The 15,378-nt window shown below is 59.0% G+C and carries 13 protein-coding genes; 3 read left to right on the top strand and 10 right to left on the bottom strand.

Annotated features, from left to right (window positions below):
- Window positions 1-28: 28 nt before the first annotated feature.
- The 3 genes from xerD to B150_RS23345 are packed head-to-tail and all read right to left on the bottom strand — an operon-like array spanning window position 29 to window position 3,131.
- Window positions 29-937, bottom strand: coding sequence for a site-specific tyrosine recombinase XerD (xerD, locus tag B150_RS0113840; RefSeq protein ID WP_020400535.1), 909 nt, complete (start codon window positions 935-937; stop codon window positions 29-31).
- Between the two features lie 12 nt (window positions 938-949).
- Window positions 950-3,010: a hypothetical protein gene (locus tag B150_RS0113835; protein WP_026168385.1), complete on the bottom strand. Its 2,061-nt coding sequence runs from the start codon at window positions 3,008-3,010 to the stop codon at window positions 950-952.
- A complete protein-coding gene (locus B150_RS23345; RefSeq protein ID WP_020400533.1) occupies window positions 2,991-3,131 on the bottom strand; it encodes a hypothetical protein in 141 nt (46 codons plus the stop codon). The genes B150_RS0113835 and B150_RS23345 overlap by 20 nt, the downstream gene beginning before the upstream one ends.
- A 237-nt stretch (window positions 3,132-3,368) precedes the next feature.
- Here B150_RS23345 and B150_RS0113820 point away from each other — a divergent pair, with 237 nt between their 5' ends.
- The 3 genes from B150_RS0113820 to B150_RS0113810 are packed head-to-tail and all read left to right on the top strand — an operon-like array spanning window position 3,369 to window position 6,414.
- Window positions 3,369-3,956 carry a shikimate kinase gene (locus B150_RS0113820; RefSeq protein ID WP_025896746.1) on the top strand — a complete coding sequence of 196 codons (588 nt, stop codon included), beginning with the start codon at window positions 3,369-3,371 and terminating at the stop codon, window positions 3,954-3,956.
- Window positions 3,953-5,074, top strand: coding sequence for a 3-dehydroquinate synthase (gene aroB, locus B150_RS0113815; protein ID WP_020400531.1), 1,122 nt, complete (start codon window positions 3,953-3,955; stop codon window positions 5,072-5,074). Before B150_RS0113820 ends, aroB begins: the two co-directional genes overlap by 4 nt.
- A 41-nt stretch (window positions 5,075-5,115) precedes the next feature.
- Window positions 5,116-6,414 carry an HlyC/CorC family transporter gene (locus tag B150_RS0113810; RefSeq protein WP_020400530.1) on the top strand — a complete coding sequence of 433 codons (1,299 nt, stop codon included), beginning with the start codon at window positions 5,116-5,118 and terminating at the stop codon, window positions 6,412-6,414.
- Between the two features lie 407 nt (window positions 6,415-6,821).
- Here the strand turns inward: B150_RS0113810 and htpG are convergent, their stop codons facing one another.
- The 7 genes from htpG to B150_RS22535 all read right to left on the bottom strand — a co-directional run bounded on the left by htpG (window position 6,822) and on the right by B150_RS22535 (window position 15,360).
- Window positions 6,822-8,705, bottom strand: coding sequence for a molecular chaperone HtpG (gene htpG, locus B150_RS0113800; protein ID WP_020400528.1), 1,884 nt, complete (start codon window positions 8,703-8,705; stop codon window positions 6,822-6,824).
- Window positions 8,706-8,829: 124 nt separating this feature from the next.
- The gene (locus B150_RS0113795; RefSeq protein ID WP_020400527.1) at window positions 8,830-9,867 is read right to left on the bottom strand and encodes a DUF4340 domain-containing protein; all 1,038 of its coding nucleotides are present in this window, start codon (window positions 9,865-9,867) and stop codon (window positions 8,830-8,832) included.
- A 34-nt stretch (window positions 9,868-9,901) separates the two neighbouring features.
- On the bottom strand, window positions 9,902-11,764 hold the full coding sequence (locus tag B150_RS0113790) for a Gldg family protein (protein ID WP_020400526.1): 1,863 nt from the start codon (window positions 11,762-11,764) through the stop codon (window positions 9,902-9,904).
- Window positions 11,764-12,501, bottom strand: coding sequence for an ABC transporter permease (locus B150_RS0113785; RefSeq protein WP_020400525.1), 738 nt, complete (start codon window positions 12,499-12,501; stop codon window positions 11,764-11,766). Before B150_RS0113785 ends, B150_RS0113790 begins: the two co-directional genes overlap by 1 nt.
- A complete protein-coding gene (locus tag B150_RS21150) occupies window positions 12,498-13,469 on the bottom strand; it encodes an ABC transporter ATP-binding protein (protein WP_025896744.1) in 972 nt (323 codons plus the stop codon). Before B150_RS21150 ends, B150_RS0113785 begins: the two co-directional genes overlap by 4 nt.
- Window positions 13,470-13,612: 143 nt before the next feature.
- Window positions 13,613-14,299 carry a glutathione S-transferase N-terminal domain-containing protein gene (locus B150_RS0113775; RefSeq protein WP_020400523.1) on the bottom strand — a complete coding sequence of 229 codons (687 nt, stop codon included), beginning with the start codon at window positions 14,297-14,299 and terminating at the stop codon, window positions 13,613-13,615.
- 362 nt (window positions 14,300-14,661) lie between these two features.
- Window positions 14,662-15,360 carry a head GIN domain-containing protein gene (locus B150_RS22535; protein ID WP_020400522.1) on the bottom strand — a complete coding sequence of 233 codons (699 nt, stop codon included), beginning with the start codon at window positions 15,358-15,360 and terminating at the stop codon, window positions 14,662-14,664.
- Between the last annotated feature and the right edge of the window lie 18 nt (window positions 15,361-15,378).

Below are 15,378 nucleotides of genomic sequence, written 5' to 3'. Positions count from 1 at the left end.
GCCTTTGGCCGTGTTCATCTTTCCCCCTTCAACTCCCGCTCAGCGGATGTTTTTCAAGCACAAGGCTTTTGAGCCGCTCTTCAAGTACATGTGTGTATATCTGTGTCGTTGAAATATCGGCGTGACCGAGCATCTGCTGCACGGCCCGCAGGTCGGCACCGTGAGCCAGAAGGTGCGTCGCGAACGCATGCCTCAGCTTGTGTGGGCTGACGGTCGACGGCAGCACACCAGCCGCAACCGCAAGATCCTTCAGGAGCTGTCCCACACGGCGACGGGTCAGATGGCCTTCCGCGCCCGATGACGGAAACAGGTATGGCGACCGTTCCTCGCCCTTCTTCATGCTGGCGTCCAGCACATGTTGATAAGCCATCAAGGCCTGCCGCGCCTTGGAGCCAAGCGGCACCATACGTTCGCGCCCGCCTTTGCCGCGCACCATTATCATGGCGCTATCCGGGCCAACCGCGCGGCGCGGCAACGCCACAAGCTCACTGATACGCAGCCCAGTGGCGTAAAGCGTTTCCACAAGCGCATGCAGCCGCATCGCCTCAGGTTTACCGCCACTGGCTTGAGCTTCCGCAGTATCCAGTAGCCGATCGACGTCATTTTCCGACAGCACCTTGGGCAGGGACTGAGCCTGACGCGGGCTCTCGATATTCGCCGCAGGGTTATCGCCGCGCACACCGTCCGTATAAAGAAAGAGATAGAACTGCCTGAGCGCCGACAGCCGCCGCGCCACAGTCCCGGCCTTCATACCGCGTTTATGGAGGCCTGCAAGATAGTCGCGCAGGTCTTCCGCTTCAGCGGTCTCAAGGCGTGCACTTGAATGCTCAAGAAAGTCTTCAAGGTCGCGCCGGTACGCCATCAGGCTATTGGCAGCGCGACCCTTTTCTGCGGCCAGCATTTCAAGGAAAGCGTCAATCAGGCCCGCGTCCGCCATGGGCCTCTTTCCCTACAGGCCCTGAAGAACAAGGATTTCAGCAGCCAGCTGGTTGGCTTCAACGGTAAAGCCCAAGTCCTTCATGGTGCCGACAAGCGAGCCTGCGAGGGTGGCAGGAATATCGCCACGTTCCATCAGGCGGAAAGCGGCAACGAGTGCGCCCGCTTTGTCATCACTACGCGCCGCGCGTAGGAAGCTGCGCCATGGGCCGATGGAAACCTGCGCGCCGTCCATGCGCACCGGGCCAGCGTCAAGCGCGAACCAAAGCTCATCCGGCACTTGATGCCCGAGGGCTTCAAGCACAGCATAGAGAAGACCTGCATGCGCGAAACGTTCTTCCTTGTCCGCCTGCAGCGTCCACCATGCCTGCAACCGCTCAGGCGTTACAACAGGAGCGGAGACAATGTCCCGCGCGCTCATCAGCGGCCAGCTGGACATCAGCGCTGCATCCGCCGCCTCGTTAGCGCCTGCAACATTTGACCGGATCGCTGTGAAGGTATCCGCCGCCATAGACGTGTCGCCAGACAGAAGCGCCGCACGGATGACAAGATCATACGGCCGGTCGATCAGGCGCGGTAGTGCGCCAGCAACACCGGGTGCCGTGCCGCGTACGAGCGACCGTTGCCACAGCGTGCGGGCCGCCGCTTCGCGCTGGTCCGCGTCCGGGCTGGTGGCGGCGAGGCCTGCAAACACCACATCCAGTTCGAACCGGTCATCGGTTTCAGCGGTCTCGAACGCGGCCATGCCCTCGTCAGCGCTGATCTGCAGGGTTTGCACAAATGCTGCAAAACGCTCACCCGACACCCAGCCGTGTTTAAGTGCCTCACCCATGAGCGTAATTTTAGCCTGCTGCGACACACCCGGCAGGCTGAGCATGGCGTCAACCGCGAGCGGGTTGACATTCTCGACCGACAGTGTCGGCACAGTTACCTTGGCGAGACGTGCCATGGTGGCTTCAAGCACATCCACCTGCAGCGGGGCCGAAAGCGTGGGCGCTTCGGTCATCACACCACTCGCCTGCTGTTCGGCTTCAATCAAAATCTGGTCAAGCAGCGCATAGAAAGTGGGCTTCACCTCCGTCGCTTCCTCAAGAATACCAAGCTGGAAATCAACGCCGCGGCGGTCGGCTTTCACAGCACGACAGAAGGCGGCAATACGGAGCCAGTAAGGGTCACTGTCATCGCTACGCTCTTCACTGGCCAGCGTGCAGGTATCTTCAATGCGGCCCGAAAGCAGGTAACCATTGGCAGTGTGGCGGGAAATGCCGCTCCAGTCACGGTCCTGCGGCAGGCGGTCAAGCAGTGCCTTATAGCCTTGCTGGTCGCCGTAAGCCGCCAGCAGGTTCAGGCGCGCGTCAACAAAGCTGTCGACCTCCGCGTCGGTCGCCGGTGCCGGCAGCACCATGCCAGAAAGCGCAATCTTGCGCGCGGCATCATTGAGCGCGGCTGAGGTGGACGGTGTCGCCAGCCGCTCAAGCGCACGCAGCACATAGGCCCGGTCGCGCCCGGCCCAGAAATCACGAGGGAAACCCTCGTCCGCTGCCAGCACAGCCGTGCCGGACGGGTCAAGCATATCAAGCTCACCCTCGGTGATGGGAGTGCCGTCAGGGTAAAGTTGCGGCTCTTCTGCGCCTACACGCTCGATGGCATAAGGCTCACCAGTGGCGGTTTGCGGTACCGCGCCCGTGGCGGTGTCAGCCGCACCGGCGCTCATGTCCGGCACGCCGTCACCTGCGCCACCTTCCGGGGCGGGCGGAATATCGACGGTGCCCTTGGGCAAATAGGGTTGGGGCAGGATGGAACGCGGGCTGCCGACAGCGGGGCCCATCTGGCGTTTCAGCTTCGGCGCGCGACCGAGATAGTAGCGGCGGTTTGCTTCCGCCTGGCGCGCGGCCTCTGCCTGCGCTTCAAGTGTAGCGGCTTCTGCCTCAGCCTCGGTGGTTTCCTGTTCCTCTTCCTGCCACGCGTGAGCAGGGCTCATGGTCGCCAGCGCGCACAGGGCAGCGGCGCCCAGAAGGGATGCTTTCAGTGTTGCCTTGAGGCGCAACAGCCTATCAGGACGGGAAGCGGTCATTGCTAAGCGTTTTCGTCACTTTTTCCGAGGGCGCAGGAATGTCCCATGTCATGAGAAAAACCGCACCACCGGCAACTGCAACGACGCCGACAATCAGCAGAATTTTGGTAAACTTCGACATGAACCACCCTTTTTACCCGTTTTGCCGCAACCTGTGCGGCCAACTATCCTGAACCGTGTTATAGGACGCCAAATTCACCAAGTCCAGCCACGCGTCAGGCGAATGCGTGTGAATTGGGCAGGAAAAGGTGAAGTGGGTCAAGTGCTTCTTCCTTGGGCCTTTTTTGCGGCGGAAATATGGAACTGGTTTCCATAAAAACCATTGGCGAAGCCCGGCCCCGCGTGTAAACAGCGTTGCATGGCAAGAAAAACCACAGTCCGGGCTGCAAAAGCCCCCAGACGGCGCCGCCCTGTACCGGGCGCGGAGCGTACTGTTGTGCTTGTCGGGCTGATGGGCGCGGGCAAGACAACGGTGGGCCGCAGGCTCGCGAAAAAGCTTGGTTTGCCCTTTGTTGATTCCGACCATGAAATTGAAAAAGCGGCGGGTATGTCTGTCGCTGAAATTTTTGAGTGTTTTGGCGAGGCGGACTTCCGTTCCGGCGAGCGCCGCGTGATCGGCCGCTTGCTCGACGGCAAGCCACAAGTAGTGGCCACGGGCGGTGGCGCGTTCATCAACAATGAAACCCGCGCGCTTATTAAAGAAAAAGGCACATCCATCTGGCTTGATGCCGATATCGAAGTGCTGGTGGAACGCACAGCCAGACGCGATACCCGCCCGCTTCTGAAGACCGGTGACCCTAAGGAAATCCTCGCCCGCCTCGCGGCCGAGCGAGCGCCCTTCTATGCAGAAGCTGACCTGCGCATCGCCTCAAGCGATGGCCCGCACGAGGATGTGGTGGACCGTATCGTGGATGCCCTCAAGGAAAGAGCAGAGAAAACGTCATGAGCGACGACACAAACATCCTGCACACCGTGCCGGTTAATCTTGGCGAGCGCTCCTATGATATCCTGATCGGCGATGGCCTGCTTGAAAACCTGGGTGCCCACGTGGCCCCGGTGTTGCGTCAGAAGCGCGTGACCATCATCACCGACGCCAATGTGGCTACTCTGCACCTTGAGACCGCACGCACTGCGCTCGAGAAGGCGGGTATCAAGGTGAACGACATTGTGCTGCCCGCTGGCGAAGCAACCAAATCGTTCGACCAGTTCGGCAAGCTGCTGGACCAGCTTCTGGAGCTGGGCGTTGAGCGCAAGGACACGCTGCTCGCCCTGGGTGGCGGCGTGATTGGCGACATAACGGGCTTTGCAGCCGCCGTGCTGCGCCGCGGTGTTGATTTCATTCAGGTGCCCACAAGCCTCTTGGCGCAAGTGGACAGCTCGGTCGGCGGGAAAACCGGCATCAACACATCTTTTGGCAAAAACCTCGTTGGTGCCTTCTACCAGCCGCGCCGCGTGGTGATTGATATCGCGCTTCTCGCCACCCTGCCGCACCGCGAGCTGCAAGCAGGCTACGCTGAAGTGGTGAAATACGGCCTTATTGACGACCCGGACTTTTTCTCCTGGCTTGAGGAAAACGGCGAAGCGGTAATTGACGGCGACCGCGAGGCGCAAGCCTATGCCGTGGCAACAAGCTGCAAGGCAAAGGCCCGCATTGTGGCCGAAGATGAGTTTGAGGCCGGCAAACGCGCACTCCTCAACCTTGGCCACACCTTCGGGCATGCGCTTGAGGCTGAATGCCGCTATGACGGCACGCTCCTTCACGGCGAAGCGGTTGCCGTCGGTATGGTGATGGCGCTTGAAGTGAGCATGCGTATGGAGCTTGCAAACCTTGCCGACCTCACACGCCTGACCGCGCACCTTGAAACTGTCGGCATGAAAACAAAAGCGGCTGAAATTAGCCGCGATCTTGACGCAGACCGCCTGCTTGCCCACATGGCGCAGGACAAAAAGGTCGACGCAGGCGAGATTGTTTTCATCCTCGGGCCCATCGGGGGCGCAGCCACCCATAAGGGCATTGACCTTGATCTTGTGCGGCAGGTTCTCCATTCTTCCATAAAGGGTTAGGAAAACCCTGCCAGGGAACGCCGCCAGACGGAGCAAACACCATGGACGTGGCTACAGACGCCGCATCGCTACTGAATTCTGATTTCTGGATTACCGCAGGCATCATCTTTGTGCTGCTGTTCCTTTCGGGCTTTTTCTCGGGCTCGGAGACAGCGCTCACGGCCGCCAGCCGCGCACGCATTCACCACATGGCCAAGGACGGCAACAAGGGTGCCAAGCGTGTCGCCAAGCTGATTGAGGACCCTGAGCGACTGATCGGCGCTATCCTCCTTGGCAACAACCTCGTGAATATTCTGGCCTCCGCGCTGGCGACCAGCCTTCTCATGCGTCTGGTGGGTGAAGAAGGCGTAGTTTACGCCACCTTGGTGATGACCGCGCTTGTGCTCATCTTCTCGGAAGTGCTGCCAAAATCCTACGCCATCGCGAACCCGGATAAAATGGCGCTCAAGGTTGCCTTTTTCATCCAGATTATCGTCGCGCTCTTTGCGCCCATCGTGCATCTGGTACGCGTGATTGTGCGCTTTACCCTGCGCATTTTTGGCGTCGATATTTCGAACATCGAAAGCGCGCTCACAGCGCATGAAGAGCTTCGCGGCACAATCGACCTGCACCGCAAGGAAGGCGGCCTCATCAAGGAAGACACCCACATGCTGGGTTCGATCCTCGATCTTGACGAAATCACCATTGAAGATGTGATGGTGCACCGGTCTTCGATGCACGCGATCGATATCAAAACCAGCCCGGATGTGATCATCACACAAGTGGTGCGTAGCCCCTACACACGCCTGCCGGTCTATGATGGCGACCAGGAAAATATCGTGGGCGTGCTTCATGCCAAGGATGTGTTGCGTGCGCTCCGCCGTGCGGGTGGGCAAATGCACCGCTTCAACATCCGCCGCATCATGGTCAAACCTTGGTTCGTACCAGAGACCACGACCCTCAAGGAACAGCTGAACGCCTTCCTTGAACGCAAGACACACTTCGCCCTGGTGGTGGACGAATACGGTGCCATTCAGGGCCTTGTGACCCTTGAGGACATCCTTGAGGAAATCGTGGGCGACATCGCGGACGAGCATGACTTTGAAGTGCCCGGCGTACGCCCGCTGCCGGATGGGGCCGTGCAAGTGGAAGGCACGGTGTCGCTTCGCGAACTCAACCGCATGATGGACTGGCACCTGCCGGATGACGAGGCAACCACGATCGCGGGTCTTGTGATCCACGAGGCGGAGACCATTCCGATTGTCGGCAAGAAGTACAAGTTCCACGGCTTCCAGTTCGAGATCACGGCGCGCAAACGCAACCAGATCACCGGCATCAAAATTCGCAAGATCCAGTCCTGATTTCGGGCTTCAAGGGGAGCCCGGAACCAAATCAGATGAAATAAACTAATGTGGCTTGAAGGCCGCTTGAGCACTCCCACATCTTCTCTCGTGACCCAAATGGTTGGGTCACTTTTGGAGACAACATCAAATGTCCAACACTGGTAAAATGTCTAAAACCGCTACCCCGTCGAACGTCAAAAAAGCTGGCGCACCCGCTGGCAAAGGTACGCCGGCTGGCAAGGGCGGCAAAAAATAAAGGCATTTTGCTGATGGACTGAAATGGGCCAGCGCCTCCTTGTGTAAATGAGTTGAGAGACGCCCCCGCCTGAGGCTGTAGCACAAGCATCAGGCATCAGCCCAACACAAAAAGGAAAGGCTCCGAACGGCATGTCGGAGCCTTTCTGCTTTTCTGCGTATAGGCGTGTTTAAGCCAGCCCGCGCTCCAGCACGCTCGACATACGGCGCGCGAAAGCTGCGGTGTCGTCAAGCGGATCGCCTTCAAGGATTTTGGCCTGATCGAGGATCAAGAGCACTGCGTCCGAGAGACTGTCGATCGCGCCCTTGTCGCCCGCTTTCTCTGCCAGCTTGCGGATCATCGGGTGCGACGGGTTCACTTCAAGAATTTTCGCCGACACTGCGTCAAGCTTCTTGTGCGCCTTGAGGATACGCTCAAGGTGCAGGTCCATGCCGCTATCGTCAGCCACGAGGCAGGCTGCTGTTTCCGTCAGGCGGTCAGATGCCCGCACATCCTTGACCTTCTCGCCCAGCACTTCTTTCATGAGTGTGGCGAGTGTTGCCATGGCGCCCTCAGACGCAGCTTCCTTCTTCTCGTCAGCCTTCTCTTCGCCCGCGATATCCTTCAGTTCACTCGCGCCGCGCGTGATGGACTTGAACGGCTTGCCTTCAAACTCCGTCACCATCTGCAGCCAGAAGTCATCCACGGCGTCAGACAGCAGCAGCACTTCGATACCCTTGGCACGGAAACCTTCAAGCTGCGGGCTTTTCGCAACTGCGGCCGCATCTGTTCCGGTAACGTAATAAATGCTGGTCTGCTTGTCTTTCATGCGCGAGACATAGTCGGCAAGCGTTGTCCAGCCGTCCACACCGGTCGATTTGAAGCGTGAAAGCTTCAGGATCGCGTCCCGGCGTTCGAAGTCCTCATACAAGCCTTCCTTGATGACCGCGCCAAACTCGTCCCAGATTTTGAGGAACTTGTCGGTGTCCTTCTCGGCCAGCTTCTCGAATTCGCCCAGCACCTTCTTGGTGATGGCTTTCGACATGCGGCTGAGTGTCGGGTTGTTTTGCAACATCTCACGGCTGACGTTGAGCGGCAGGTCCTGGCTGTCCACCACGCCGCGCAGGAAGCGCAGCCAGCCCGGCAGCAGGTCGTCGCTGTCGTCGGTGATGAACACACGTTTCACATAAAGCTTCACACGGTTCTTGCGCGCGGGGTCAAACAGGTCCATCGGTTGCTGCGTGGGCACAAACAGCAGCACAGTATATTCCTGCATGCCCTCGGCACGGTAATGCAGGGTGTGCGCGGGTTCGTCAAACGCATGGCCAACGTGGCGATAAAACTCGGTATACTGCTCGTCCGTGATGTCAGACTTGGCGCGTGTCCAGATGGCCGAACCTTCGTTGACAATCTTGGGTTCAGCCGCTTCCGCGTCGCCACCCTTGATGGCAAGTGTGATCGGCACAGCGATATGGTCGCTATAGGTGCTGACGATATTTTGCAGGCGGTGACGCTCGAGAAACTCGGTGGCGTCATCCTTGATGTGCAGCACGATTTCAGTGCCCACATTTTCCTTCTGCGCTTCCGCGATCTCATAGGTACCAAGGCCATCGCTGGTCCAGAGCCAAGCGTGCTCTTCACCTGCCTTTTTGGTAGTGACCGTCACTTTATCCGCAACCATGAAGACGGAATAGAAACCCACACCAAACTGACCGATAAGCTGCACGTCTTTCTTGCTGTCACCCGTCAGCTTGTCCATGAAGTTGGACGTGCCGGAGCGCGCGATGGTGCCGAGGTTATCAATCAGGTCCTCGCGGTTCATGCCGATGCCGTTATCGGCCACGGTCATGGTCTTGGCGTCCGGGTCCACGGTGATGGCGATGCCAAAGTCACCCGCCTTGAGCGCGGGGTTGGTCAGCGCTTCGTAGCGGAGCTTGTCACACGCGTCGGACGCGTTCGAGATCAGCTCACGCAGGAATATCTCACGTTCGGAATATACCGAATGCACCATCATATGGAGGAGGCGTGATACCTCGGCCTCAAAGCCCATTTTCTCCGTCTTTACGTCAGACATTTTTACCCTCAGTTTTTGTGTTTGTTGAGTGTCGCACCACCGGCCCCTTCAAAGGTTCTCGCGCCGGGCATGCAGCAAATGCTGCCCCTCATTTAGGGACGCCGTCGCCCACGTCAAGGGGCAGCTAGTCTTCTGTCTTGCCAGATTTGAGGAAGTCGGCGCGCTTGCGCATCAGAACCTTGGCGTCATAGTCGCTCAACTTGAAGAGCCAACCGTGTGTGCGTTCGCTGATGGACGCGGCTTCGCCTTCTCCGTCCATCGGCGCGTCAGGCAGCATGCCGCCCTTGCCCTCGCCCGCGCGTTCGGAGCTGTAATCAGCCTTGAGCTGCGCCCAAGTGGCGCCATCAAACTGATAAAGCGTGGCGGTGAGGCGCAGGCCGTCATAGGTGTCTGCCGTCACAGTTGCCACCGGGTCGGTGATCGGGTTCGCTAACCGGCGCACATCATCCGCACTCAGGTTCGACAGCACGCGCGCCGGGTCACGCAACTGCCAGTCGGCTTCCGCCGCTTCGCCATCCTTGAGGCCTTCAAGCGTGTATTTGCTTTCGCCCAGTTCGCGCACAATCGCGACCTTAGGGAAGGCGATACGGGCAAAACGGTTCTCGGCGATATCCAGCACGCTGTTATCAAGCCACCACGCCGGTTTGGCGGACGTGTCAGCGAGGCCCGACACCAGCCATGCGCGGGTGTCATGGTCCTGGAAAATATAAGTCAGCGAGCGGCCGTTCGGACTGTCCTTGCGGGTGCCCATCAGGAATTCAGCGAGGGTGCGGTCGTCACCGTCCAGCACCTTGATCACCAGCGCTTCACCATCACCAAGGCCCAGCTTGTCGAAGCGTTCTTCGTTTGCGGTTTTGGGTTCACGCCGTTCGGAAAGCGCGAGGCCACGCAGGAAGTCGGTCACCGCCATGCGGTCGGCCTTGTAGCCGTCACGCTCGATCACGAACCAGTCGTTACCGACCCTGTTGAGATGCGTGGTTGCCTTGCCTTGCGTGATTGCAATACCCGCTGCATCGTTGATGCGCTCAGACAGGCCTTCAAATGTCGCTTCGCCACGGCCGCCCTGTTCGCGGCTCGGGTCTTCCCCGAACATCACCCATATCGCTGCCAGAATGGCGACGAGTGTCAGATAACCCAATATGTTGGTCAGTCTTTCAGACATGCCCTAACCTTTTATTTCCCTGTGTGCCCTGCCGTCAGCGCGATGCAGCGCGCCGGCGGCGCACATATACACGCACCAGCGCAAAAACGATAAGAAGAAACGGCACCAGCACGATATTGATAACCGCAAGCCAGTTGCCAAGGCTTTCGATCTCGGCCCGCAGGCTGCGGTTCACTTCACGGAGCGCGCGGCGGGTTTCAAGAAGTTGGGCGCGGAAACGCTCCTTCTCTTCTTCCATTTCCGGCGATAGCACGCTGGTGCCGTCAGCTTCCGCACTTTCAAGCTGCGCAAGGCGGTCTTCCATATTCGCGAGATCGTCCTGCAGGCGCTGTTCCTCGGTCAGGTATTTGGCCTCAGCCTCGCGGCGCAGCCGGTCCACCACCTCAAACGGGCGCTTGGAGATACCGCGTCCACGAAGCGCGAGCAGCGCGTCAGAGCCTGAGATATGGTCCGCAAGGTTCAGTACAAAGCTGCCATTGCCAGCAATCGGCACCACAATACGCTGACCGAGAAGTTCCTGCAGCTGCACCCAGAAACGGTCGTCGAACAGGTCACTGTCGCTTGCGAGCACGATGTTCAGTTCACCCTCTGCTGCCGCAGGGTCCGCGGTCGGCGTGCCTGCATTGGCGACACGGTCCGGATAAGCGGTCTTGGCGGTGCCCGAAATACGGGTTGCGAGGATATAGCTTTTGCCCGTGGGCTCGAGGTCACGGAGCAGTGCGTCAGGGTCCGGCATGCCAACGGCGCGGTCCGCGTCATAGAGCATGGCGACTGAGCTTGTGGTCATCAGGGGCGTCAGCTTTGTGGTGGCACCTTCAAGCGGTTCCAGCACACCGGCGCTCGCCACATTGATATTATCAAGCGCACCGGTAACGATATCATCGCCATTGAGGAAATCACCGCTGACATTGAGCCAGAAGATATAGTCCTTCACCGATTCCGGCCCATAGCCGCCCATCTGCACACGCTGCGCCTGCGCGCCGTCACCCACCACTTTGCCTTCGGGCATCTCAACACCCCAGGCCGCGAGAAGCGGGCCAAGCGTTGAGGCACTGGGTGCCGTGCCACGCGGGTCCAGCGCTTCCGAATGCGGGTCAAGGAAGATGAGCGCACGGCCACCCTTCAGCACATATTGGTCGATGGCAAAAAGCTGGTCGTCACTGAGGGCTGGCGGATGCACAAGCATCAGCACTTCGGTTTCTGCCGGGATCTCGGTGAAATCAGGCGCCATGTCCTCGACGGTGAAAAACTCCTGCAACTGCTCATAAATCACATAAGGCTGCGAGCGGCCCTGCATCATGGCTTGCGGGCCACCGGGGCCAAACTGCAGCGGCAGTTGTGTCAGCAGCGACAGGCGCGGGCGCGGTTCGGTATCGAGGCTTGTGACCAGTTTGACGAGGTCATACTCAAGGAACTTCTCACGCTCTTCGGTGAAGAACGGGATAGCGCCTTCACCGTCCAAGGTGTTGGACGCCACAAGCCCCATATAAAGCGTGGACCGGTCCATGAGCGGTACACCCTTGAGGCCCGCGGCCACCGCTTCATCCTCAGCTTCGGAGAAGGGTTCCGGGTCCACGACCGACAGGTGCACCTTGCCCGGATTCTCCGCCACAAAGGCGCGCAGCATATCCTCAACCCGTTTGCCGTAGCTCAGGAGCTGAGGGTAAGGCGTCGCGAGCGAGCGAGAGAAGTAATAGGTCAGGCTGACCGGCTCATCGAGGTTCGAAAGCACCCCTTCAGTGCCTTCCGAAAGCGTATAGAGCCCTTCGTCCGTCAGGTCGATTTTGGCGGAGCGCAGGTAACGGTCTGCCAGCACCGTCAGCGACAGGAACAGGAGCACGGCGAGCACAATCTGTACCGAGGTTTTCTGCATCAGTTTATTCACAGGCGCAGCCATTATCCGGCCTCCCGCTTGCTTTCAATCACGATGCGCCCGATCCAGAGCCAAAGCGCAATCACCGCGATGAAATAGAATACGTCCGACAGCACCACCACACCCTTTTGCAGGTTGTTGAAATGCGTGAGGAATGAGAGGTTCGCAACAGCCTCAACCACCGGGTCAGGTGCCCAGCCGGAGAAGAGGTCAAGCACCATCGGCAGCCCTGAGACAAGGAACAGGAAACAGACCGTCACCGCGAGGATGAAGGCCACCACCTGGTTCTTGGTCGTGGCAGAAAGCGCACTGCCAATGGCAAGATAAGCCGACGCCATCAGGAGTGAACCGAGGTAACCGGTCGCGATCACGCCGTTATCGGGTGTGCCCAGCCAATTGACGGTAATCCAGATGGGGAAAGTGAGGAACAGCGCGAGCGCTGCGAACGCCATGGCGGCGAGGAACTTGCCCGTCACCACCGCACCCACAGGCACAGGCAGGGTAAGGAGCAACTCAAACGTGCCGCTTTTGCGTTCCTCAGCCCACAGGCGCATGGCAACTGCCGGCATCAGGAACAGGTAAAGCCAGGGCTGGTAAGTGAAAAACGCCGCAAGGTCAGCCTGTTCATGATTATAGAACTGGCCGATATAGAAGGTGAACATGCCCTGCATCACCAGAAAGATGACGAGGAAAACATAGGCCACAGGTGTCGCGAAATAGCTGCCAAACTCGCGGCGGAAAATAGTCATCACTGATTTCATGATTGCGCCTCCGCCGTGAAGGACGCTGTCGATACACCGTCACCTTCGGTGACCTGCCGGAACACGTCATCAAGCCTGCCGGGGTCGACCGAGAACTGGCTAACCTGCCAGTTGCTGACCGCCGCGATATCACCAATGGCTTCAGCAATATCTGCGTTGCCCTGCGGCACGACGGTGAGGCGCATAAAGTCGCCCTCGCTCGCGGCCTCGATACGCAGCACACCACCGACACGCTTGAGCGCACTTGCCGTGCGTTCGGCATTGGCGGCTGGCACGAGCATGGTCACGGCATTCCGATATTTGGACCGGGCGCGCAACTCAGACGGTGTGCCGTCAGCAACGATGCGGCCCTTGTTGATGATCACCGCGCGGTGACAAAGCGCGTCCACTTCCTCAAGAATATGGGTCGAGATAATGATCGCGCGGTCAAGCGACATGGCTTCAATCAGCCGCCGCACTTCAAATTTCTGGTTCGGGTCCAGCCCGTCTGTCGGCTCGTCAAGAATGAGCACGTCAGGCGCATGCAGGATAGCCGCCGCGAGACCCACCCGCCGCTTGAAGCCTTTTGACAGTGTCTCAATCCGCTGTTCCATCACGCCGTGCAGGTGCACAGCGCCCGCGGCACTTTCCACAACGTCAGGGATATCTGCCTTGGGGATGTCGTGCGACGCGGCGATGAAAGCGAGAAACTCCCGCGTAGTCATGTCGCCATACAGCGGCGCGCCCTCCGGCAGGTAACCAATGCGTGCGCGCGCTTTCACATTGCCCGTTGTGACCGTTTCGCCGCAGATGACCGCGCTGCCACTTGAGGGCGCGAGAAAACCGGTCAACATTTTCATGGTGGTGCTTTTCCCGGCGCCGTTCGGCCCCAGGAAGCCCAACACTTCGCCTTTGCGAACGGAAAGTGAAATCCCGTCCACAGCCGTGAAAGCGCCAAAGCGTTTGGTAAGCTCCTTCGCCTCCAGCAATATATCCATCAACATGTCCCCCACTGCCGTGCGGCAGTTTGCTTGCGAGAATAGTAATCCGTCACCTGATACGCGCGGGCACGCGTTGTTCCGCTTGATAGACCCAGATCGGGACCGTTGCAAGGCCCGCGCATGCTATTTCCCTATACAGCCCTAGGCATGGCGCGGGTTGAGCCGTCAAAGAGGTCGAACATGCGCTCGCGCCATGCGTGAAGGCTGTCATCCTTGTCCAGAAGGTCAATGTCGCTGGTGAGGTGCGCCCAGACGAAAGGACCGAAGGTGGCATAGTCGAGCCAGCCGGGCGCATCGCCCGCAAGCCAGTCGTCCTGCTTGAGAGCAGCCCGAAGCGGCGCAAGCGACGCGCGGAAAGGCGCGAGCTTTTCAGCGCGGGTGCCCTGCGCATCCTCAAGCGTGCAGCCAAGGAACTTCTCCCGCGTTTCGCGGAAATAGGCGGCGTTTTTGGCATCAAGGTGCCCGTGCAGGTCCGCGACGATCATGGGGAAAATGCCCAGCACCAAGGTGCGGTTCAGCCAGTCATTCAGGACGACTGCCTGCGCCCGCGCCGTGGCGTTACCAAAAAGCGGCTTGTCCGTGTAGGTGTCATCGAGATAGAGCGCGATATCGAAACTGTCTTTCACCCAAGTGCCATTATCGTTGAGGACCGGTACAGTTCTGGAGCCCGCGCTTTCAAGCGGCTGTTTCTCGAGGAAGGTGATGGCGACGGGGTCGAACTCCAGCCCCTTGTGCTGCAGCATCAAACGGGTACGCCAGCAATAGGGGCTGAAACGCACATCCCGGTTTTCACCGCATAATTCGTAAAGCTGCCGCATGGTCCCTCTCCTTCTACCGCGTGACTTTGCCTGAGGATTCGATCCGAGGTTTTGTGCGCTCAGCGTGCAGCGCGAGGTGCCGCTTGTCGAGGGGAAACTAGGCTAAATGATTGAAATGTGAGGGGGAGGCTGGCCCCGAAATAAAACTGGCCCGACTGCGTCAGGGTGCGAAGATGAGGGGGCTAGGGGTTCAGAGCTCCGCGTGCAGTCGGGCCAGACGAGGCCAACATTGATAAATTGCTCCCGCATTGGGGCTCTCGCGCGGCTCAAATAAGGCCAAAATAGGGCACCTTCATTTTTGCACTTGGTTCAATAAAAAACCCCGGCAAAACCGGGGTTTCTCATCAGATATTTTTTCACGCTCAGCGCATGATAATGTCACCAGAACCGCGTACGCGGGAGTTGATCTTGTCCGGCGAACCTTTCACGACCACATCACCGGAACCGTGCACGCCCACGCCTGCACTTTCGCTGGCGAAAAACTCGATATCGCCGGAGCCGCGCAGGTCAACGTCAGCGGTCTTGCACTTGAGGTCGCCTGCGTCCACATCGCCCGAGCCCTGAAGCTCGATCTTGATGTCGTCACAGCTGCCGTCCAGTTCAATGTCGCCAGAGCCTTGAAGCTCAATGTCAATCTTGCCGAACTTGGCCTTTTTGAAGGTCGCATCGCCCGAACCCTGAAGTTCAAGTTCAAAGTCGTCCGCAGCAGCGCCGGTCACGATCATATCGCCCGAACCCTGAATGCTGGCGCCCGTCATCTCCGGCATGGTCACGATAACGCGCATCACCTTGATGTGGCCGTAGTGGCCGTTCTCAAGTTTCACACGCAGGGTATCGCCGCTCACCGATGTCTCAAGGTGGTCGATGATGTCACTATCTGCGATCACCTTCACCGACTGGCGCTCACCCACCGTGACTTCCACGTCCATGGACCCCATCAGTTTGATGGATTTGAACGCATCAACGTCGCGCATTTCTTCCGATGTATCTGCCGCGTTCGCTGTCATGCCGAAACCAAGCATCATCGCAGCCACAGCCGCTGTCGTCTGCAGTTTATTCATCACCCTATCCTCCGTAAG

The organism is Kordiimonas gwangyangensis DSM 19435 = JCM 12864, from assembly GCF_000375545.1.
Classification (GTDB): Bacteria; Pseudomonadota; Alphaproteobacteria; order Sphingomonadales; family Kordiimonadaceae; genus Kordiimonas; species Kordiimonas gwangyangensis.
This window is presented reverse-complemented; position numbering and strand designations above follow the sequence as displayed.

Coding starts and splice junctions, on each gene's coding strand:
- B150_RS0113795 (WP_020400527.1), bottom strand. CDS start 9,867: ATGTCTGAAAGACTGACCAACATATTGGGTTATCTGACACTCGTCGCC.
- B150_RS0113810 (WP_020400530.1), top strand. CDS start 5,116: ATGGACGTGGCTACAGACGCCGCATCGCTACTGAATTCTGATTTCTGG.
- xerD (WP_020400535.1), bottom strand. CDS start 937: ATGGCGGACGCGGGCCTGATTGACGCTTTCCTTGAAATGCTGGCCGCA.
- B150_RS23345 (WP_020400533.1), bottom strand. CDS start 3,131: ATGTCGAAGTTTACCAAAATTCTGCTGATTGTCGGCGTCGTTGCAGTT.
- B150_RS0113785 (WP_020400525.1), bottom strand. CDS start 12,501: ATGAAATCAGTGATGACTATTTTCCGCCGCGAGTTTGGCAGCTATTTC.
- aroB (WP_020400531.1), top strand. CDS start 3,953: ATGAGCGACGACACAAACATCCTGCACACCGTGCCGGTTAATCTTGGC.
- B150_RS22535 (WP_020400522.1), bottom strand. CDS start 15,360: ATGAATAAACTGCAGACGACAGCGGCTGTGGCTGCGATGATGCTTGGT.
- B150_RS0113835 (WP_026168385.1), bottom strand. CDS start 3,010: ATGACCGCTTCCCGTCCTGATAGGCTGTTGCGCCTCAAGGCAACACTG.
- B150_RS0113790 (WP_020400526.1), bottom strand. CDS start 11,764: ATGGCTGCGCCTGTGAATAAACTGATGCAGAAAACCTCGGTACAGATT.
- B150_RS0113820 (WP_025896746.1), top strand. CDS start 3,369: ATGGCAAGAAAAACCACAGTCCGGGCTGCAAAAGCCCCCAGACGGCGC.
- htpG (WP_020400528.1), bottom strand. CDS start 8,705: ATGTCTGACGTAAAGACGGAGAAAATGGGCTTTGAGGCCGAGGTATCA.
- B150_RS0113775 (WP_020400523.1), bottom strand. CDS start 14,299: ATGCGGCAGCTTTACGAATTATGCGGTGAAAACCGGGATGTGCGTTTC.